Source organism: Paraburkholderia sp. BR10882, assembly GCF_040948855.1.
GTDB classification, from domain to species: Bacteria; Pseudomonadota; Gammaproteobacteria; order Burkholderiales; family Burkholderiaceae; genus Paraburkholderia; species Paraburkholderia nodosa_A.
The window spans coordinates 368,160-383,486 of sequence record NZ_JBFPKP010000004.1 but is presented as its reverse complement, the minus strand read 5'-3'; the positions used below and the strand labels follow the sequence as shown (position 1 = coordinate 383,486).

The window sequence follows — 15,327 nt, the reverse complement described above, 5'->3', positions numbered from 1 at the left end:
TTAATCCATCGCTCATGCGAATGCTGATCCCCGCCGCCGCAAGCGCTGCCACGCGCGCGCAGGCGCTCGCGCCCCTCACCGTAGCGCTGGTGCTCGCAGGCTGCATGGTCGGGCCGGACTACCACCGCCCGCAGGTCAGCGTGCCCGCCACGTGGAAAGAACTGCCTGGCTGGACCCAGGCCGAGCCCGAAGCCGCCCAGGGACCCAAGGGCGAATGGTGGACCGCCTTCCAGGACCCGCTGCTCGACGAACTGGAACCGCTCGTCCAGGTCTCGAACCAGACCGTGCGGCAGAGCTACGCGAACTACCAGCAAGCGCTCGCCGAAGTGCGTGTCGCGCGTGCGAGCCTCTTCCCGACCATCGGCATTACCGGCTCGCTCGCGCGCGAGCGCTCGTCCACCGGCACGCTCAGCAGCGTGAGCAGCATCACGTCCACGCCGAGCGGCGCGCGTATCGTCAACGGCGGCACGCTCGAAGCGAACGCGAGCTGGGACATCGACCTCTGGGGCCAGGTGCGCCGCCAGATCGAGGAACAGTCGGCCACGGCGCAGGCGAGCGAGGCGACGCTGGCCAACGCTACGCTCTCCGAACAAATTGCGCTGGCGAACGCCGTGATCGATCTGCGCATCACCGATGCCGATATCGACCTGCTCACGCATACCGTGCAGGCGTACTCGGACTTCCTGCGCGTGGTGACCAACCAGGACCAGGCGGGCACCGTGCCGCCGTCCGACCTGATCTCCGCGCGCACGCAGCTCGAATCCGCGCGTGCGAGCCTGATCGCCCTGGGCGTGGCGCGCGCGCAAAACGAGCACGCCATCGCGGTGCTCGTGGGCCGCAACCCCGAAGAGGTCGATATCCCGCACAGCACTCAGCTTCCCGCGCTGCCCGCCATTCCCGCCGGCGTGCCCTCCACGCTGCTGCAGCGGCGGCCCGACATTGCGACCGCCGAACGCCAGATGGCGTCGGCCAACGCGGCGATCGGCGTGGCGGTGGCTGCGTACTATCCGACGGTCTCGCTCACTGCGCTCGACGGCTTCACGCAGTCGCCGCTTTCGGGCCTGCTGCACATGAGCAACTATGTGTGGTCGCTCGGCGCGAGCGCGACCCAGACGATCTTCGACGGCGGCCAGCGCAGCGGCCAGGTGGCGGCCGCGCGTGCGAGCTACGACGCGGCGGTGGCGAACTATCGCGGCACGGTGCTGACGGCGTTCCAGGGGGTGGAGAACGATCTCTCGGGGCTGCGCATCCTCGCGCAGCAGGCCGACGTGCTCGATACCGCCGTGCGCGACGCCATCCGCGGCGCGCAGATCGCGCAAAACGAATACGAGGCGGGCACCGTGGACTACACGACAGTGGCCACGGCCCTGGCTACACAGGTGACCAATCAGCAGAGCGCGCTCAACGTGCATCAGCAGCGGCTGCTCGATACGGCTTCGCTGATCGGCGACCTGGGCGGCGGCTGGTCCGGGCAGCTGCACGATGCGCAGCATCCGGCGCGTGCGGTGGCGCCGGCTTCCGACGCCGCGGCGGCGGGCGCGAGCGCAAGCGGTCCGGCAAACGTGGAAGCAAGCAGGACGCAGGGCGCCGCTGCGAGCCCCTGACCGGGCGACCCTGCGCTACGCGCGCGGCTCGCGTTCCGAAGCCGTCGTCACCGGCATGGCGGAGGCCGGCAGGCCGAACACGGCATCGAAAATCAGGTTATAGACGTAGTTGTAGACGAGAAAGAACATCGAGAGGCCGATATCCATCGCGAACGCCTCGATCAACGTCACGTGCAGCGTGAGCGCGATCATCGGCACGAGGAACACCACGAGGCCGCCCTCGAAGCCGACCGCATGCGCAATACGGCGCGCGACACTGCGGCCGCGTTTCGTCTGGCGCGCTTCCCAGCGCTCGAACAGCAGGTTGAAAACGAAGTTCCAGCCCACCGCGATCAGCGATGAAAACACCGCCGCCGCGCCCGCGCGGTCCATGCCGCTGCCCGAGAGCGAGGCGAAGCTCGTGCTGGTAATCAGGATCGCGATGCCTTCGAACAGCGTGACGTACACGATCCGGCGTTTGATACCCTGCATGGACCCATGCTCCTGATGCGGCTCCCGCGTGGCTTCGGGCCGCGTCAATCGCCGCACCTGCTGCGAGCGCGGCGAAACCCTGCGCGAATCAACCGAGATCGGTGAATACCGAAGCTGCGGACAAACGCGACTTCGGCAGCTTCGCGTTGAAGTCGTCGGCGCTGCGGTAGCCGAGGCCGACCACCACCAAAGCGGTGAGGCCCTGCTCGCGCAGGCCCAGTTCCTCGTCGAGCGCTTTCGCGTCGAAGCCTTCCATCGGGCAGGCGTCGATTTCGAGCGTCGACGCGCCGATCAGCAGCGTGCCGAGCGCGAGATACGCCTGCTTTTCCATCCAGGCCGGCAGGTCGTTGCGCTCGCGATGCAGGTTCACATAGAACGCGCGCGTCTTTTCCTGACCCGCCTTCGCCTCGGCATTGGCGAAGCGGCCGTCCGCTTCTTCCTGCGCGAGCACTTCGGCGAGGTGCGCTTCGTCCATGTCGGTGCGCACGCACAGCACTACCACGTGCGAGGCGCGCGTGACCTTCGGCTCGTTGTACGCGAAACCTTCCATGCCCTTGGCGATACGCGCACGCGCCGCGTCGCTTTCGGCCACCACGAAATGCCACGGCTGCGAATTGACCGACGAGGGACTGAAGCGGATCAGCTCCTTGAGTTCGTCGATGACGGCCGCGGGAATCTTGCGGACTGGGTCGAACGCCTTGGTGGCGTGGCGGGCTCTCGCGAAGCGGGTGAGGTTCAAGCGGTTTTCTCCTTCGTATGCGGTCGGCCGGGGCAGTACCCGGCAAGGGCGACATCGTACCAGCATCGTGTGCCGGCCGCGGGGGCGGTCTGCGCGCCCGGCGCGCCTGCGCTATGCTTGAAGGCTGAAATCGCCGCGGCGGCGGCTCAGCAGCCATGCGCCGCCGCGAGCAAGGAGAATACCGATCATGCGCCAGGCCATCCATCATCTGCCGGTGAGCACGCGCACGCGCGGGCTCGTCGAGATCAGCCAGGAGGTGCGCGCGTTCGTGCGCGAACAGCGCATCGCCACCGGCTTGCTCACCCTCTTTTGCCGCCACACTTCAGCGTCGCTCGTCATCCAGGAAAACGCCGATCCTTCGGTGCGCCGCGATATCGAACGCTACTTCGAGCAGCTCGCGCCCGAAGATCCCCAGCGCTACGAGCACGACACCGAAGGCCCCGACGACATGCCCGCGCATTTGCGCACGGCGCTCACGCACACGCAGCTCTGCATCCCGGTCGAGCACGGCAATCCCGTGCTGGGCACGTGGCAGGGCATCTATGTGTTCGAGCATCGGCGCGCGGCGCACACGCGCGATATCGTGCTGCATCTGATCGGCGAATGAGCAGGTCAGGCGCAGACACGCAAATCCCGTACGCAAGCGCTATGCTTGCGTCTTTCGTTCAACCGATTCACCGAGGGTTGCCCCAAATGAAACAGTCCGCCGGATCCATGATTTCCTTCACCCGCCCTGACGGCCAGTCGCTCCAGGGTTATCTCGCCAAACCGGAGAAGACCGAAGGCGCGCCCGCCATCGTCGTGATCCAGGAATGGTGGGGCTTGAACGACCAGATCCGCGGCGTGGCCGACCGGCTCGCGCAAGCTGGCTACTTCGCGCTCGTGCCCGACCTCTATCGCGGCAAGAGCACGGTCGAACAGGAAGAGGCCCACCATCTGATGACGGGCCTCGACTTCGCGGATGCCGCCTCGCAGGACGTGTATGGCGCGGTCAACTATCTGAAGACGCTCACGGACCGTGTGAGCGTGACGGGCTACTGCATGGGCGGCGCGCTCACGCTGCTCGCGGCCACCATGGTGCCGGGCCTTGCGAGCGCCGTGGTGTGGTATGGCTTCCCGCCGCTCGAATACATCGACGCGAGCAAGATCACGGCACCCATCCTCGGCCACTTTGCAACCCAGGACCAGGCGTTCAGCATCGAAACCGTCGCGGAACTCGAAACGAAGCTCAAGGGCGCCAACGTCGACGTCGAGTTCCATCGCTATCTCGCCCACCACGCGTTTGCGAACGAGACCGCCGTGGGCCCGAACCGCATCCCCATCACGCAGTACGATCCGGTCTGGGCGCAGCTCGCGTGGGACCGCTCGCTGACGTTCTGGGGCCGCACGATGTGGCCGCAGCGCACGGCGCGCTAAAGCACCGGCAGCGGCCCGCGCCGCCGCGCGGAACTGTCGTAGAATCGGCGTCGCCCCGCCTCGCGCGGGCGACGCCGATTTGCATTGCAGCGCCTTCGTCCCTCTCACGCTTTTCGCGGAGACTCCATGACGCCGCTCATCCTCCAGCGCCCCGCGCTGCTGTTCATCGTGCTGATCCTGGTGCTGCCGCTTGCCGCCGCACTCGGCGCAAACGTGCTGCACCGCTACTTCCCGCTCGCCGAGGAGGCGCGCGAGAACTACAAGATCGTGCAGGGCGCGACGCTCACGCTGCTCGCGCTCCTGATCGGCTTCACGCTCTCGATGGCCGTGAGCCGCTACGACCAGCGCAAGAACCTGGAGGAAGAGGAAGCCAACGCGATCGGCACGGAGTATCTGCGCGCCGAGCTGCTTGGCGGCGAGGCGGCTGCCCAGACCAAGGCGCTGCTTGCGCGCTATCTTCAGGCGCGCATCCACTTCTACGTCGTGCACGAGCCCGGCGCACTCGATCAGATCAACCGCGACACCGGCGAGCTTCAGACGCAACTCTGGGCGAGCGTGCGCGATCCCGCGAAGGCGCAGCCGAATCCGGTGATGGCGCTCGTGGTCTCCGGCATGAACGACGTCATCAACACCCAGGGCTACACGCAGGCCGCGTGGATCAACCGCATTCCCGTCGCCGCGTGGGTGCTGATGATCAGCATCGCCATCTTCAGCAACCTGATGCAGGGCTACGGCGCGCACGGCCAGGTCGGCCGGCGGGTGCTGCTGCTCATCCTGCCCGTCACGGTGACGCTGTCGCTCACGCTCATCGCCGATATCGACAGCCCGCGCGGCGGCCTCATTCGCGTCGCGCCGCTCAATCTGATGAGTCTTGCGCAGTCCATGCCTGCCAATCCCTGACCCCCGCTCCGCGGCGCCGCACGATCACACCCAAGGCCGTACCACCATGAAAGTCATCCGCTCGAAAACCTTCACCGCCACCCGCCCGTGGGGCGCGCTCGACATCGCCAACATGAACGGCACCACCGTGCGCCTGCACTGGACCGACCAGCCGTACCAATGGCACGTCAACGACGGCGAGGAAGTGTTTGCCGTGCTCGACGGCGTGGTCGACATGCATTACCGCGAAGACGGCGCGGAGCGGGTCGCGGTGCTCGAAGCCGGCGACGTGTTCTTCGCGGGCGTGGGCTGCGAGCACGTCGCGCATCCGCGCGGCGAGGCGCGCATTCTCGTGGTCGAGCGCGAAGGCAGCGTGTAAGCCGCGTCTTGCGGCGAAAAGACGGCATGCGCCATTTCCACTAAACTTGGCGGCCTGACTCCACTCCCGCCTGTCGATCAGGCCGCGGCGCGCCTTGCACGGCAAGCGCCGCGCCGTTGAAGGCCTTCAAGGACGCCGCATGAACGACCTTTCCGCATTTCCCATCACCCGCAAGTGGCCAGCGCTTCACCCCGATCGCATCCAGCTCTATTCGCTGCCCACGCCCAATGGCGTCAAGGTCTCGATCATGCTGGAGGAAAGCGGCCTGCCTTATGAGCCGCATCTCGTGCGCTTCGACGCGAATGACCAGATGTCGCCGGAATTCCTCTCGCTGAACCCCAACAACAAGATTCCCGCGATCCTCGATCCCAACGGCCCGGGCGGCGAGCCGCTCGCGCTGTTCGAATCGGGCGCGATCCTCATCTATCTCGCCGACAAGAGCGGCCGCTTTCTCGCCCGTGAAGGCGCGGCGCGCTACGAAACGATCCAGTGGGTCATGTTCCAGATGGGCGGCATCGGGCCGATGTTCGGTCAGGTGGGCTTCTTCCACAAGTTCGCGGGCAAGGAGTACGAGGACAAGCGTCCGCGCGACCGCTACGTCGCCGAGTCGCGGCGTCTGCTCGCCGTGCTCGACCAGCGCCTCGAGGGGCGCAAGTGGATCATGGGCGACGAGTACACCATCGCCGACATCGCCACGTTTGGTTGGGTGCGCAACCTCGTTGGCTTCTACGAGGCCGGCGACCTCGTCGGTTACGCCGATTTCAGGAACGTCGCGCGCGCGCTCGGAGCATTCGTCGCGCGTCCGGCGGTCGAGCGCGGGCTCAACATTCCGCCGCGCGGCTAAGGCGCGCCCACGGCGTCATTGCGGCGCCGCTTTCACGCGCGCCGCAACCGAGTCGGCCACTTCGGCCGCCGCACGGTCCACGTTCTTGCGGTCATCCGCGCGCGCGAGCACGAATTTTGCCGCCGCCACGTACGGATTGAGCGCGATGGCCGCGCCGGCGCCCGGCTTCGCATGGCTCGACTGGCTGTCGATCACCTGATAAAGCGGCTGCGGCGCCTGGGTGGCCAGGTTGTCCACGGCCACCGCCAGTTCGATCTGGCTCGCGCCCGAGCCGAACCCCACCACCGCGCGCCGCATGCTGTTGCCTTCGTCCACGCTCAGGAAGACGCCGCGCACGAGCCAGCCCTGCGCGGGTAGCGGCGTGCCACTGGGCAGGCGGCGTGCGTCGAGGCCCTTCTCGCGCAGGTCGTTCACCAGCGCATCGGCCATTTTCGTGACGACCTGATCGGCCTGCTGCTGCGGGTCGCGGTGGCGCAACAGCGGTCGTGGCAGCAAGCCGCCCATGTGCTCGCGCGCATTCTCCACAGGATTCGAATCCTGCTTGACGTTGGCCGCGTCGAGTTCGAAGTCCGTCACGTAGACGAGCGGCGCGCCCGGTTGTTGAGCCGCGGCGAGCGGCGCGAATGCGCACAGGCAGACTGTCGCGAACAGCTTCCAGTTCCATTGCATCTTCATCGCAAGCTCCCGTACGTTCGCCAGCCATCCATTCATTCATTCACGCCGTGGGCGCCCGTGCGGCACGGCCATCAAGCGTCGATCAGCCCGAGCCGCGCCAGGTCGCTCGCGAGCGATTCGGTTTCGACGAAGTGGCACGCCTGCAACCCCGCGTCGAGCGCGCCCGTGACGTTCGCTTCGCTGTCGTCGATGAAGAGCGTTTGCTGGGGCTGCGCGCCGAGCTGTGCAACGCAGCCCAGGTAGGTCTGCGCGGCCGGCTTGACCGCGCCGAACGTCGCCGACGAATAGACCTGTGAACCGAAAAGCCGCGCAACGGGCGGATTCAGATAGTCGAGGTGATGCGTGACGAGCGAGCAGTTGTTGGTCAACACGGCGATGCGGCAACGCGCGGCTACACGCTGCGCCAGCGCGAGCGCCGCCTCGTTCGGCGTGATCGACGCGCGCCTCGCCGCGAGCCACACGTCGCGGCCCACCTCACAGCCGAGCATTGCGCCCAGTGCGCGCAGATAAGCGTCGGGGTCGATTTCGCCCGCGTCGGCGCGCGCTTCGAGACCCGAGCCCCAGATCGCGTGACGCACCGCTGCAGGCGGCGCGCCGGTGGCGGCCGCGAGGCTCGCCACGCGCGCGTCGCGATCGTAGTGGGACAGCACGCCTTCCATGTCGAACAGGACTACGCCGATCGCCGCCATCTGCCGCTCCCGCCACGATATTTCGCACTGCGGTCCCGCCACATCCGCAGCCGATCATACCGCCGGCCGGCCCCGGGCGGCGCACGAATGACACTCATGAGGCGCGCTGATCGCGCCCCTAAAACCACCCATCGATTTTGGGTAAACTGGGACGCATGGACACCTGCCGTTACTGCGGAAAACTGCGCGACGAATGGGATTGCCACGGGCCAGCGTGCCGCCAGGCGATCGCGCAGGCGCTGCACCGCCAGCGCAAGGGACTGCCGATGGTCGCGAACGTGATCCGCAACGAAATCCCCGCCGACGCCACCACCGGCCAGATCATCACCGTGCTTTCGCGCCAGCGCCAGCGTGCGAGGCGCGGCAACGAGGAACGACGCGAGCGCAAGGCGCTCGATCTCCCCGAGAGCGAGTAAGGCTCCCGCCGAACCCGGTCAGCGCCCGCTCTCGTCCTCGTTTGCCGGCGCCGCAATGCCGATGCGCGCGAACGTTTCCTCCAGATGATTGACGCACACGCGGACCTTCGCGGACTGCGCGAGGCGCGCCGGGTACACGGCCCAGACATTGGCCGGCTGCGTGACGCCGGGCAGCACGCGCTGCAGGCGCCCGCTCTCCAGCAGTGGCGCAACATCCCACATCGAGCGCAGCACGATGCCGCGGCCCGCCAACGCCCACTGCACGGCCACCTCGCCGTGATTGGTCGAGAGCGGCCCGGCTACCTTCACCGAAACCGTCTCGCCATGCCTGGTCAGGCGCCAAACGCCGAACGGATGATCGCGCTCCTTGATCGCGAGACACGCGTGTTCGGCGAGATCGGCGACCTCCTGTGGCGCGCCGCGCCGCGCAAGATACGCGGGCGCTGCGCAAAGCACGCGATAGTTCGTGGCGAGACGGCGCGCGATCAGATGGCCGGCGATCTCGTCGCCGATACGCACGTCGAGATCGAAACCCTCGCCCGCCACGTCGACGAGCCGGTCGAACAGTTCGAGGCGCACGCTCAGTTGCGGATACCGCTCGGAAAGCCCGGCGAGCGCGGGCGCGACGAAGTTGCGGCCAAAGCCGAAGCTGCTCGACACGCGCAGCGTGCCGCGCGGAATGCGCCGCGTGGTGGAGACGTCGTCCACGAGGCGCTCGACGTCGTCGAGGATCTTGCCCGCCGACGCATAGACGCGCTCGCCCGCCTCGGTCATCGCGACGCGCCGCGTCGAGCGGTGCAACAAGCGCGTGCCGAGACGCGCCTCGAGCACGCCCACGCGCTTGCTCACATAGGCCGGCGACGCCGCAAGCGCTTCGGCCGCCGCGGTGAAGCTCGCTTTGCGCGCGACCATGCAGAACACGCGCAGGTCGTCGAGCTCCGGCGACGCGACAGATTTCGGCGCTTTCGGTGCGTCCGGCATAGGCGTCACCGCAGCGTCACAGCGCGGCGGCTACCGCTTCGCCCAGCACAGTCGTGTTCGCCGTGCCGCCCATGTCGGGCGTGCGCGGGCCTTCCACCAGCACCTTCTCGATGGCCTGCATGATCGCGTCGTGCGCGGCCTTGTATTGCGCGTCGCCGTTGCCGAGGAAGTCGAGCATCATCGCGCCCGACCAGATCATCGCGATCGGGTTGGCGATCTGCTTGCCGAAGATGTCGGGCGCCGAGCCGTGCACCGGCTCGAACAGCGAGGGGAACTTGCGCTCGGGATTCAGATTGGCCGAAGCCGCCAGACCGATCGTGCCCGTGCATGCGGGGCCGAGGTCCGAAAGGATGTCGCCGAAGAGGTTCGAGGCGACGACCACGTCGAAGCGGTCCGGCTGCAGCACGAAACGCGCGCACAGAATGTCGATGTGCTGCTTGTCCCACTTCACGTCGGGATACGCCTCGCCCATCGCCGCCACGCGCTCGTCCCAGTACGGCATGCTGATCGAGATGCCGTTCGATTTGGTGGCTGCCGTGAGTTTCTTGCGGCCGCGCTGGTTTGCGAGTTCGAACGCGTACTTGAGAATGCGGTCCACGCCGTGGCGCGTGAACACCGACTCCTGCAGCACGAACTCGCGCTCGGTGCCTTCGAACATCTTGCCGCCCACCGAGCTGTACTCGCCCTCGGTGTTCTCGCGCACGACGAGAAAGTCGATGTCGCCGGGCTTGCGGTTGGCGAGCGGACACGGCACGCCGGGCAGCAGACGCACCGGGCGCAGGTTGACGTACTGGTCGAACTCGCGGCGGAACTTCAGCAGCGAGCCCCACAGGGAAATGTGATCGGGCACCTTGTCGGGCCAGCCGACCGCGCCGAAATAGATCGCGTCGAAACCCTTGAGCGTGGCGAACCAGTCGTCGGGCATCATCTTGCCGTGCTGCAGGTAGTAGTCGCAGCTTGCCCAGTCGAAATGGCTGATTTCGAGCTTCAGGCCGAACTTCGCGGCCGCCGCCTCGACCACGCGCACGCCCTCGGGCATTACTTCCTGGCCGATACCGTCGCCGGCGATGGCGGCGATTTTGAATGTCTTGCTCATGTCGCGTTCTCCGTTTCTGTGTTGATTCTGTGCTGATGCGCCAGCATGCCCGAAAAACCGCCGGCAACCAGCCCCGCAGGCGTGGATAGATTCAACACGAAACGTGAATAATCGCACGAGGGCGCGCTACCGTCCATGGATGCGCCATATTCAGCGCCCGCCGATTTCCTGCCGATAGCCGATCTCGCCTAGAATCTCGTTTGGCTCCACCGCGCCTTTCGCTGGAACGGCGCATATCCAGATCGACCGACTTATGTTCTCGCTTTCCGACACCCTTCCCTCCGACAAACCCGCCCTCTACGAATCGCTGGCTGCGCAGGCGCGCTCGCTGATCGAAGGCGAAACCGACGTCATCGCGAACGCCGCGAACTTCGCTTCGCTCGTGTTTCATTCGCTCGAGGGCCTGAACTGGGCGGGCTTTTACTCGTTCGACGGCACCGAGCTCGTGGTCGGTCCGTTCCAGGGCAAACCGGCGTGCGTGCGCATTCCCCTGGGCAAGGGCGTATGCGGCACGGCGGCGGCCACGCGGCAAACGCAAGTGGTGCCCGATGTGCACGCGTTCGCGGGCCACATTGCGTGCGATTCGGCTTCGCAGTCGGAAATCGTCGTGCCCCTCGTCACGCCGGACGGCGAGCTGATCGGCGTATGGGACGTGGACAGTCCGCATCTCGCGCGCTTCGACGAAGAGGACGCGAAAGGCATGGAGTTGCTGTGCCGCACGTTCATCGAATACGGCATGAAGCGTCGCTGAGCGCTGTTGTTACGCGCCCTTATACTAGGCGCTCGACGCGTACTCAGGATGCCGAATCGTCTGACGCATTCTCCTTGACGAAGTCGACGAATGCGCGCAGCGGCGCCGGCAGGTGCCGCCGCCCAGGGTAGTAGAGAAACGGTCCCGGAAACGACACATGCCAGTCGTCGAGCAGGCGCACGAGCGCGCCGCTGCGGATATGCGGCAGCAACATGTCTTCGAACAGATACACGATGCCGACGCCGTCGAGCGCCATGTTGATCAGCAGGTCGAGCGCGGCGCCAGGACGCACGACGAGCACCGTGGGCGGGTCGAGGCGCAGCACTTCGCCGTCCCGCTCGAAATGCCAGAGCGGCATCGCGCCGCCCGCAAACTGCACGCGCAGGCAAGCGTGGTCGAGCAGTTCACGTGGATGTTCAGGCCGCCCCCGCGCCGCGAGATACGCGGGAGATGCGACCGCCGCGAAGCGCTCTACGCGCGGACCGATGGGAATCGCGATCATGTCCTGCTCAAGCCGCTCGTCGTAGCGAATACCGGCGTCGCAACCGATCTGCAGCACGTCGACGAAGCCGTCCTCCACCACCACCTCGACGCGGATCTCGGGATAGGCGCGTTGGAACGGCGCGAGCACGCCCGGCAGGATGGTGCGCGCCGCGCTCGCGGGCACGTTGAGCTTGAGCGTGCCCGCCGGCTTTTCGCGGTAGCCGTTGAGCACGTCGAGCGCCGCTTCCATCTCGCTGAAAAGCGGCGTGATCGATTCGAGCAGACGCTGCCCCGCCTCGGTCGGCGCGACGCTGCGCGTGGTGCGGTTCAACAGGCGCAGCCCGAGCTTCGCCTCCAGCCTGCGCACCGCGGCACTCAGGCTCGACGCCGAAACGCCGCCCACGCGCGCCGCGTCGCGAAAGCCGCCCGCACGCGCCACCGAAACGAAAGCGGCCAGATCGTTCATTTCCATCGGCATGGTTCACCCCGCACTGTTCGATTTCCCGCACAGCCTATTCTGATCAGATGGGATTATCGGACAATTCGAACGCGCCCATACATACAACGTTCCCGGCTACAGGCCACGCCGTAGACATTCTCCTGTGCGCCTGCGGCGATCGATTCATGCGATTGTTTTCTGCCCTTTACCAATCGCGTCCAGTTGCGCCAGCACCTCACCGGAGAGCTCAAGCGTCTGCGCTGTCATGTTCTCGCGTAGATGCGCCAGCGACGATGTCCCCGGAATCAAAAGAATATTTGGCGACCGGTGCAGAAGCCACGCTAGCGCAACGGCCATCGGCGTGGCCTCGAGCATTCTTGCGATGTCTGACAGCGCTGAGGACTGAATCGGCGTGAAACCGCCCAGCGGGAAGAACGGCACATAGGCGATACCGCGTGCCGCCAGCGCATCGATCAACCCATCGTCGTCGCGGTGCACCAGGTTGTAGTGGTTCTGGACACAGACTATCGGTGCGATCTTTTCTGCATCGTCGATCTGCTTCGCTGTCGCGTTGGAGATGCCGATGTGGCGCACGAGCCCGCGCTCGCGCAGTGCGGCGAGCGCTTCCATTTCCCGTTCGACGGAGCCTTCGGCGGGCTTGTGGACGTCGCCCATGATGCGCAGATTGACAACGTCGAGCGTGTCGAGTCCCAGATTGCGCAGATTGTCGTGCACGGCGCGCTCGATGTCGGAGGGCTCCAGCGCGGGCAGCCAGGCGCCCGTGCCGTCGCGCACCGCGCCCACCTTGGTGACGATCGTGAGATCGTCGGCATAGGGATGGAGCGCCTCGCGGATGATCTGGTTCGTCACGTGCGGGCCATAGAAGTCGCTCGTGTCGAGATGGTTTACGCCGAGTGCGAGCGCCTCGCGCAGCACAGCCACGGCAGCCGCGCGGTCCTTCGGCGGGCCGAATACGCCGGGGCCGGCAAGCTGCATGGCCCCATAGCCCACACGGTTGACGGTGTGGCCGGCGAATGGGAACGTGCGCGCGGGTTGTGCGCGTTGTTTGGTCTGGGCGGGGGAATGGTTGGACGGCTGCGGCATGTCGTGCTCCTCGTGAACGGATGGCGCCAGTATGGGCGCTGCCGCGCTGTTCGATAATTCCCTCAGGTTCGCACGGGGTGTTCGAAATTTTGCACAATAAGATGACGGGCTATGGGAATTGAACGACACCCGAGCCGGGTACTTCTACGTTTCCACACCATCGCTTGGGCACATATCAGCCAGTCAAAGCCTGTCTCGCGCGCCCGGAGCGGCGCGCAATGTAATCGACGGCTGCGCCGCCAAGGTATGCGTCGTGCAGCACGTCGAGGCGCGCGAGCTCGGCTGCCGATCCGTGTGCAACCACGCGACCGCCTTCGAGTACATAGCCATGCTTTGCATAACGCAGCGCCATCGTCGCGTTCTGCTCCGCGAGCAGAAAACTGACCCCCTCGTCGCGGTTGAGCGCCGCGACAATCTCGAAGATTTCCTCCACGACCATAGGCGCGAGCCCCATTGAAGGCTCGTCGAGCAGCACGAGCGAAGGACGCGCCATCAGCGCACGGCCGATCGCCACCATCTGCTGCTCGCCACCCGACGTCAATCCCGCCAGCGACTGGCGCTTGACCTTCAGACGCGGAAAGATCCCGTAGATCCGCTCGAGATGGGCCTCGATCTCAGCCCGTCGCGGCCGCCTGGCGAACGATCCGATCCGCAGGTTTTCCTCGACTGACAGGTGCGCAAAGCAGCGCCGCCCTTCAAGCACCTGGACAAGTCCGCGCTCGACCAGTGTCCACGGCTCGACGCGCGCGACATCGTCGCCGCGATAGACGATGCGACCGCCCGTCAGTTCGCCGCGCTCCGCGCGTACGAGGTTCGAGATCGCCCTGAGCGTGGTCGTCTTGCCCGCGCCGTTGCCGCCGAGCAGCGCGACGATCTCGCCCTCGGGCACCGCCAGCGACACCCCGCGCAAGGCGGGGATGATCTGGCTATAGGTCACGGCGATCTCGTCGACCTGCAGGATCGGAGTGCTCGTCATGTTAGAGGTCCTTGCTGCAATCGCGTGGCGTAATGCCCTTTTCCTTCGCGTACGACAGCGCAGACTTCTCGATGATCGGACGTAGCAGCTCGCGGTCCGCCTGCACCCAGTTGCTGATCACGTTCCATTTCCGGCCGTCCCATTGCTGGAAGCGCACGGCACCGCCGCCTTCGTGGTCCGCGCAGGTCAATTTGAGCGGCTGCACGAGGCCGAGTGCGCCGAGTTGCTTGAGGCGCGCATCGTCCAGATCCAGATGCTCGAAGCCCCAGCGCACCTGCTCGCCCGTGAGCGGCTTGTTGCCGAACTTGCGCTGCGCAACGCGCACCGCCTCGACGTTGAGAATACCGTTCACCACGCCCAGGTTGTAGTAGACGGTGCCAAAGCGCGTCGGGTCCTTGAGGTTGCCGTTGCCGGGCTTCACCACGTACTGATTGATCGCCTGCAGCACCGGGTAGTCCGTGCCCGAGGGGTGCGTCGTGATCGAGATGAAGCCCTTTGCCGCATCACCTGCGGGCCGGACGTCTTCCTCGGAGTTGCTCCAGATGTTGCCGATGATGTGATCGACCGGATAGCCGACCTTCTGCGCGGTCTTGATCGCTACTGGATTCATCACACCCCAGCCGCGCAGGATTACCCAGTCGGGATTGATCTGGTGAATCTTCAGCCACTGCGAACCCTGTTCGTTGCCAGGATGCGGCACTTCGATCTGGGTCACGTCGAAGCCATATTTCTTCGCGAGCAGATCGACCACAGGAATCGTTTCGCGGCCGTACGGCGAACCGTGATATAGCACGACAATCTTCTTGCCCTTGAGCGCGGCGAGACCGCCCGAGCGCTGCCCGATGTAGTTGACGATCGCGGAGACCTCGCTGTACGGATTCAGCTGCAGCGGGAACACATAGGGAAACACTGCGCCGTCAGTCGAATCGGTGCGGCCGTGGTTGATCGTGATGAGCGGGATCTTGTCGGCCGTCGAACGGTCGAGCGTCGCGTAAGCGATACCGACCGACAACGGGTTCGTAGCCGCGGTCGGCGCGCCGTCGGGGCCGCCGCTCTTCAGGCGCTCATAGCATTCGACGCCCTTCTCCACCACGTACTCGGTCTCGCACTCCTTCCATACGAGCTTGACGCCGTTCACGCCTCCGTCACGCGCGTTGATCAGCTGGAGATAGTCGATGAAGCCGCCGAAGAAGCCGCTGCCACCGGCTGCGTAGGGGCCGACCCGGTAGCTTTGCAGCGGAAAATACTCCTCACCCGCCGCATGCACCTGAGGCAACGCGCCAACGGTGAGCGCAAGCGCGGCCACGAAAGCCGAGGACCACTGTCGCCACTTGGCGCGAGAGGGACGAATATCATTATTTCGCATAACAAAATATTCCTTGAAC

At 66.0% G+C, this 15,327-nt stretch carries 18 protein-coding genes; 8 read left to right on the top strand and 10 right to left on the bottom strand.

Going from position 1 to position 15,327, the window contains the following annotated elements:
• Positions 1 to 20 precede the first annotated feature (20 nt).
• Positions 21 to 1,604: an efflux transporter outer membrane subunit gene (locus AB3X99_RS14110; RefSeq protein ID WP_368617345.1), complete on the top strand. Its 1,584-nt coding sequence runs from the start codon at positions 21 to 23 to the stop codon at positions 1,602 to 1,604.
• Positions 1,605 to 1,619: 15 nt separating this feature from the next.
• Here AB3X99_RS14110 and AB3X99_RS14105 read toward each other — a convergent pair whose 3' ends face one another.
• A complete protein-coding gene (locus tag AB3X99_RS14105) occupies positions 1,620 to 2,075 on the bottom strand; it encodes a PACE efflux transporter (RefSeq protein WP_342947430.1) in 456 nt (151 codons plus the stop codon).
• 88 nt (positions 2,076 to 2,163) lie between these two features.
• Positions 2,164 to 2,814: an oxygen-insensitive NAD(P)H nitroreductase gene (gene nfsB / locus AB3X99_RS14100; RefSeq protein WP_368617253.1), complete on the bottom strand. Its 651-nt coding sequence runs from the start codon at positions 2,812 to 2,814 to the stop codon at positions 2,164 to 2,166.
• A gap of 187 nt (positions 2,815 to 3,001) precedes the next feature.
• On the opposite strand from nfsB, the gene AB3X99_RS14095 reads away from it, so the two are divergent.
• The 5 genes from AB3X99_RS14095 to AB3X99_RS14075 all read left to right on the top strand — a co-directional run bounded on the left by AB3X99_RS14095 (position 3,002) and on the right by AB3X99_RS14075 (position 6,332).
• The gene (locus AB3X99_RS14095; protein WP_069268621.1) at positions 3,002 to 3,421 is read left to right on the top strand and encodes a secondary thiamine-phosphate synthase enzyme YjbQ; all 420 of its coding nucleotides are present in this window, start codon (positions 3,002 to 3,004) and stop codon (positions 3,419 to 3,421) included.
• An 86-nt stretch (positions 3,422 to 3,507) separates the two neighbouring features.
• Entirely contained in the window at positions 3,508 to 4,230 is a 723-nt protein-coding gene (locus AB3X99_RS14090) for a dienelactone hydrolase family protein (protein ID WP_069268622.1), read from the top strand.
• Positions 4,231 to 4,356: 126 nt separating this feature from the next.
• The gene (locus AB3X99_RS14085; protein ID WP_368617252.1) at positions 4,357 to 5,130 is read left to right on the top strand and encodes a hypothetical protein; all 774 of its coding nucleotides are present in this window, start codon (positions 4,357 to 4,359) and stop codon (positions 5,128 to 5,130) included.
• A 46-nt stretch (positions 5,131 to 5,176) separates the two neighbouring features.
• Entirely contained in the window at positions 5,177 to 5,488 is a 312-nt protein-coding gene (locus tag AB3X99_RS14080) for a cupin (protein ID WP_069268624.1), read from the top strand.
• Positions 5,489 to 5,627: 139 nt separating this feature from the next.
• Positions 5,628 to 6,332, top strand: coding sequence for a glutathione S-transferase N-terminal domain-containing protein (locus AB3X99_RS14075; protein ID WP_342947428.1), 705 nt, complete (start codon positions 5,628 to 5,630; stop codon positions 6,330 to 6,332).
• Between the two features lie 15 nt (positions 6,333 to 6,347).
• Here AB3X99_RS14075 and AB3X99_RS14070 read toward each other — a convergent pair whose 3' ends face one another.
• Both AB3X99_RS14070 and AB3X99_RS14065 read right to left on the bottom strand, forming a co-directional pair.
• Positions 6,348 to 7,043, bottom strand: a complete 696-nt coding sequence (locus tag AB3X99_RS14070) for a DUF4410 domain-containing protein (protein WP_368606000.1) — start codon at positions 7,041 to 7,043, stop codon at positions 6,348 to 6,350.
• 35 nt (positions 7,044 to 7,078) lie between these two features.
• The gene (locus AB3X99_RS14065) at positions 7,079 to 7,696 is read right to left on the bottom strand and encodes an HAD family hydrolase (RefSeq protein WP_368617251.1); all 618 of its coding nucleotides are present in this window, start codon (positions 7,694 to 7,696) and stop codon (positions 7,079 to 7,081) included.
• 155 nt (positions 7,697 to 7,851) lie between these two features.
• Here AB3X99_RS14065 and AB3X99_RS14060 point away from each other — a divergent pair, with 155 nt between their 5' ends.
• Positions 7,852 to 8,112, top strand: a complete 261-nt coding sequence (locus AB3X99_RS14060; protein ID WP_069268628.1) for a hypothetical protein — start codon at positions 7,852 to 7,854, stop codon at positions 8,110 to 8,112.
• Between the two features lie 18 nt (positions 8,113 to 8,130).
• On the opposite strand, the gene AB3X99_RS14055 is transcribed toward AB3X99_RS14060, so the two are convergent.
• Both AB3X99_RS14055 and AB3X99_RS14050 read right to left on the bottom strand, forming a co-directional pair.
• Positions 8,131 to 9,093, bottom strand: a complete 963-nt coding sequence (locus AB3X99_RS14055) for a LysR substrate-binding domain-containing protein (RefSeq protein WP_069268629.1) — start codon at positions 9,091 to 9,093, stop codon at positions 8,131 to 8,133.
• 16 nt (positions 9,094 to 9,109) lie between these two features.
• Entirely contained in the window at positions 9,110 to 10,189 is a 1,080-nt protein-coding gene (locus AB3X99_RS14050; protein ID WP_368617250.1) for a tartrate dehydrogenase, read from the bottom strand.
• 253 nt (positions 10,190 to 10,442) lie between these two features.
• Between AB3X99_RS14050 and AB3X99_RS14045 the strand changes: the two genes are divergently transcribed.
• Positions 10,443 to 10,940, top strand: a complete 498-nt coding sequence (locus tag AB3X99_RS14045) for a GAF domain-containing protein (RefSeq protein ID WP_069268631.1) — start codon at positions 10,443 to 10,445, stop codon at positions 10,938 to 10,940.
• A 43-nt stretch (positions 10,941 to 10,983) separates the two neighbouring features.
• Here the strand turns inward: AB3X99_RS14045 and AB3X99_RS14040 are convergent, their stop codons facing one another.
• The 4 genes from AB3X99_RS14040 to AB3X99_RS14025 all read right to left on the bottom strand — a co-directional run bounded on the left by AB3X99_RS14040 (position 10,984) and on the right by AB3X99_RS14025 (position 15,308).
• A complete protein-coding gene (locus tag AB3X99_RS14040; RefSeq protein ID WP_368617344.1) occupies positions 10,984 to 11,895 on the bottom strand; it encodes a LysR family transcriptional regulator in 912 nt (303 codons plus the stop codon).
• Positions 11,896 to 12,045: 150 nt separating this feature from the next.
• Positions 12,046 to 12,966, bottom strand: a complete 921-nt coding sequence (locus AB3X99_RS14035; protein WP_368617249.1) for an aldo/keto reductase family oxidoreductase — start codon at positions 12,964 to 12,966, stop codon at positions 12,046 to 12,048.
• A 175-nt stretch (positions 12,967 to 13,141) separates the two neighbouring features.
• The gene (locus tag AB3X99_RS14030; RefSeq protein ID WP_069268633.1) at positions 13,142 to 13,942 is read right to left on the bottom strand and encodes an ABC transporter ATP-binding protein; all 801 of its coding nucleotides are present in this window, start codon (positions 13,940 to 13,942) and stop codon (positions 13,142 to 13,144) included.
• 1 nt (position 13,943) lies between these two features.
• On the bottom strand, positions 13,944 to 15,308 hold the full coding sequence (locus AB3X99_RS14025; protein WP_368617248.1) for an ABC transporter substrate-binding protein: 1,365 nt from the start codon (positions 15,306 to 15,308) through the stop codon (positions 13,944 to 13,946).
• Positions 15,309 to 15,327 lie beyond the last annotated feature (19 nt).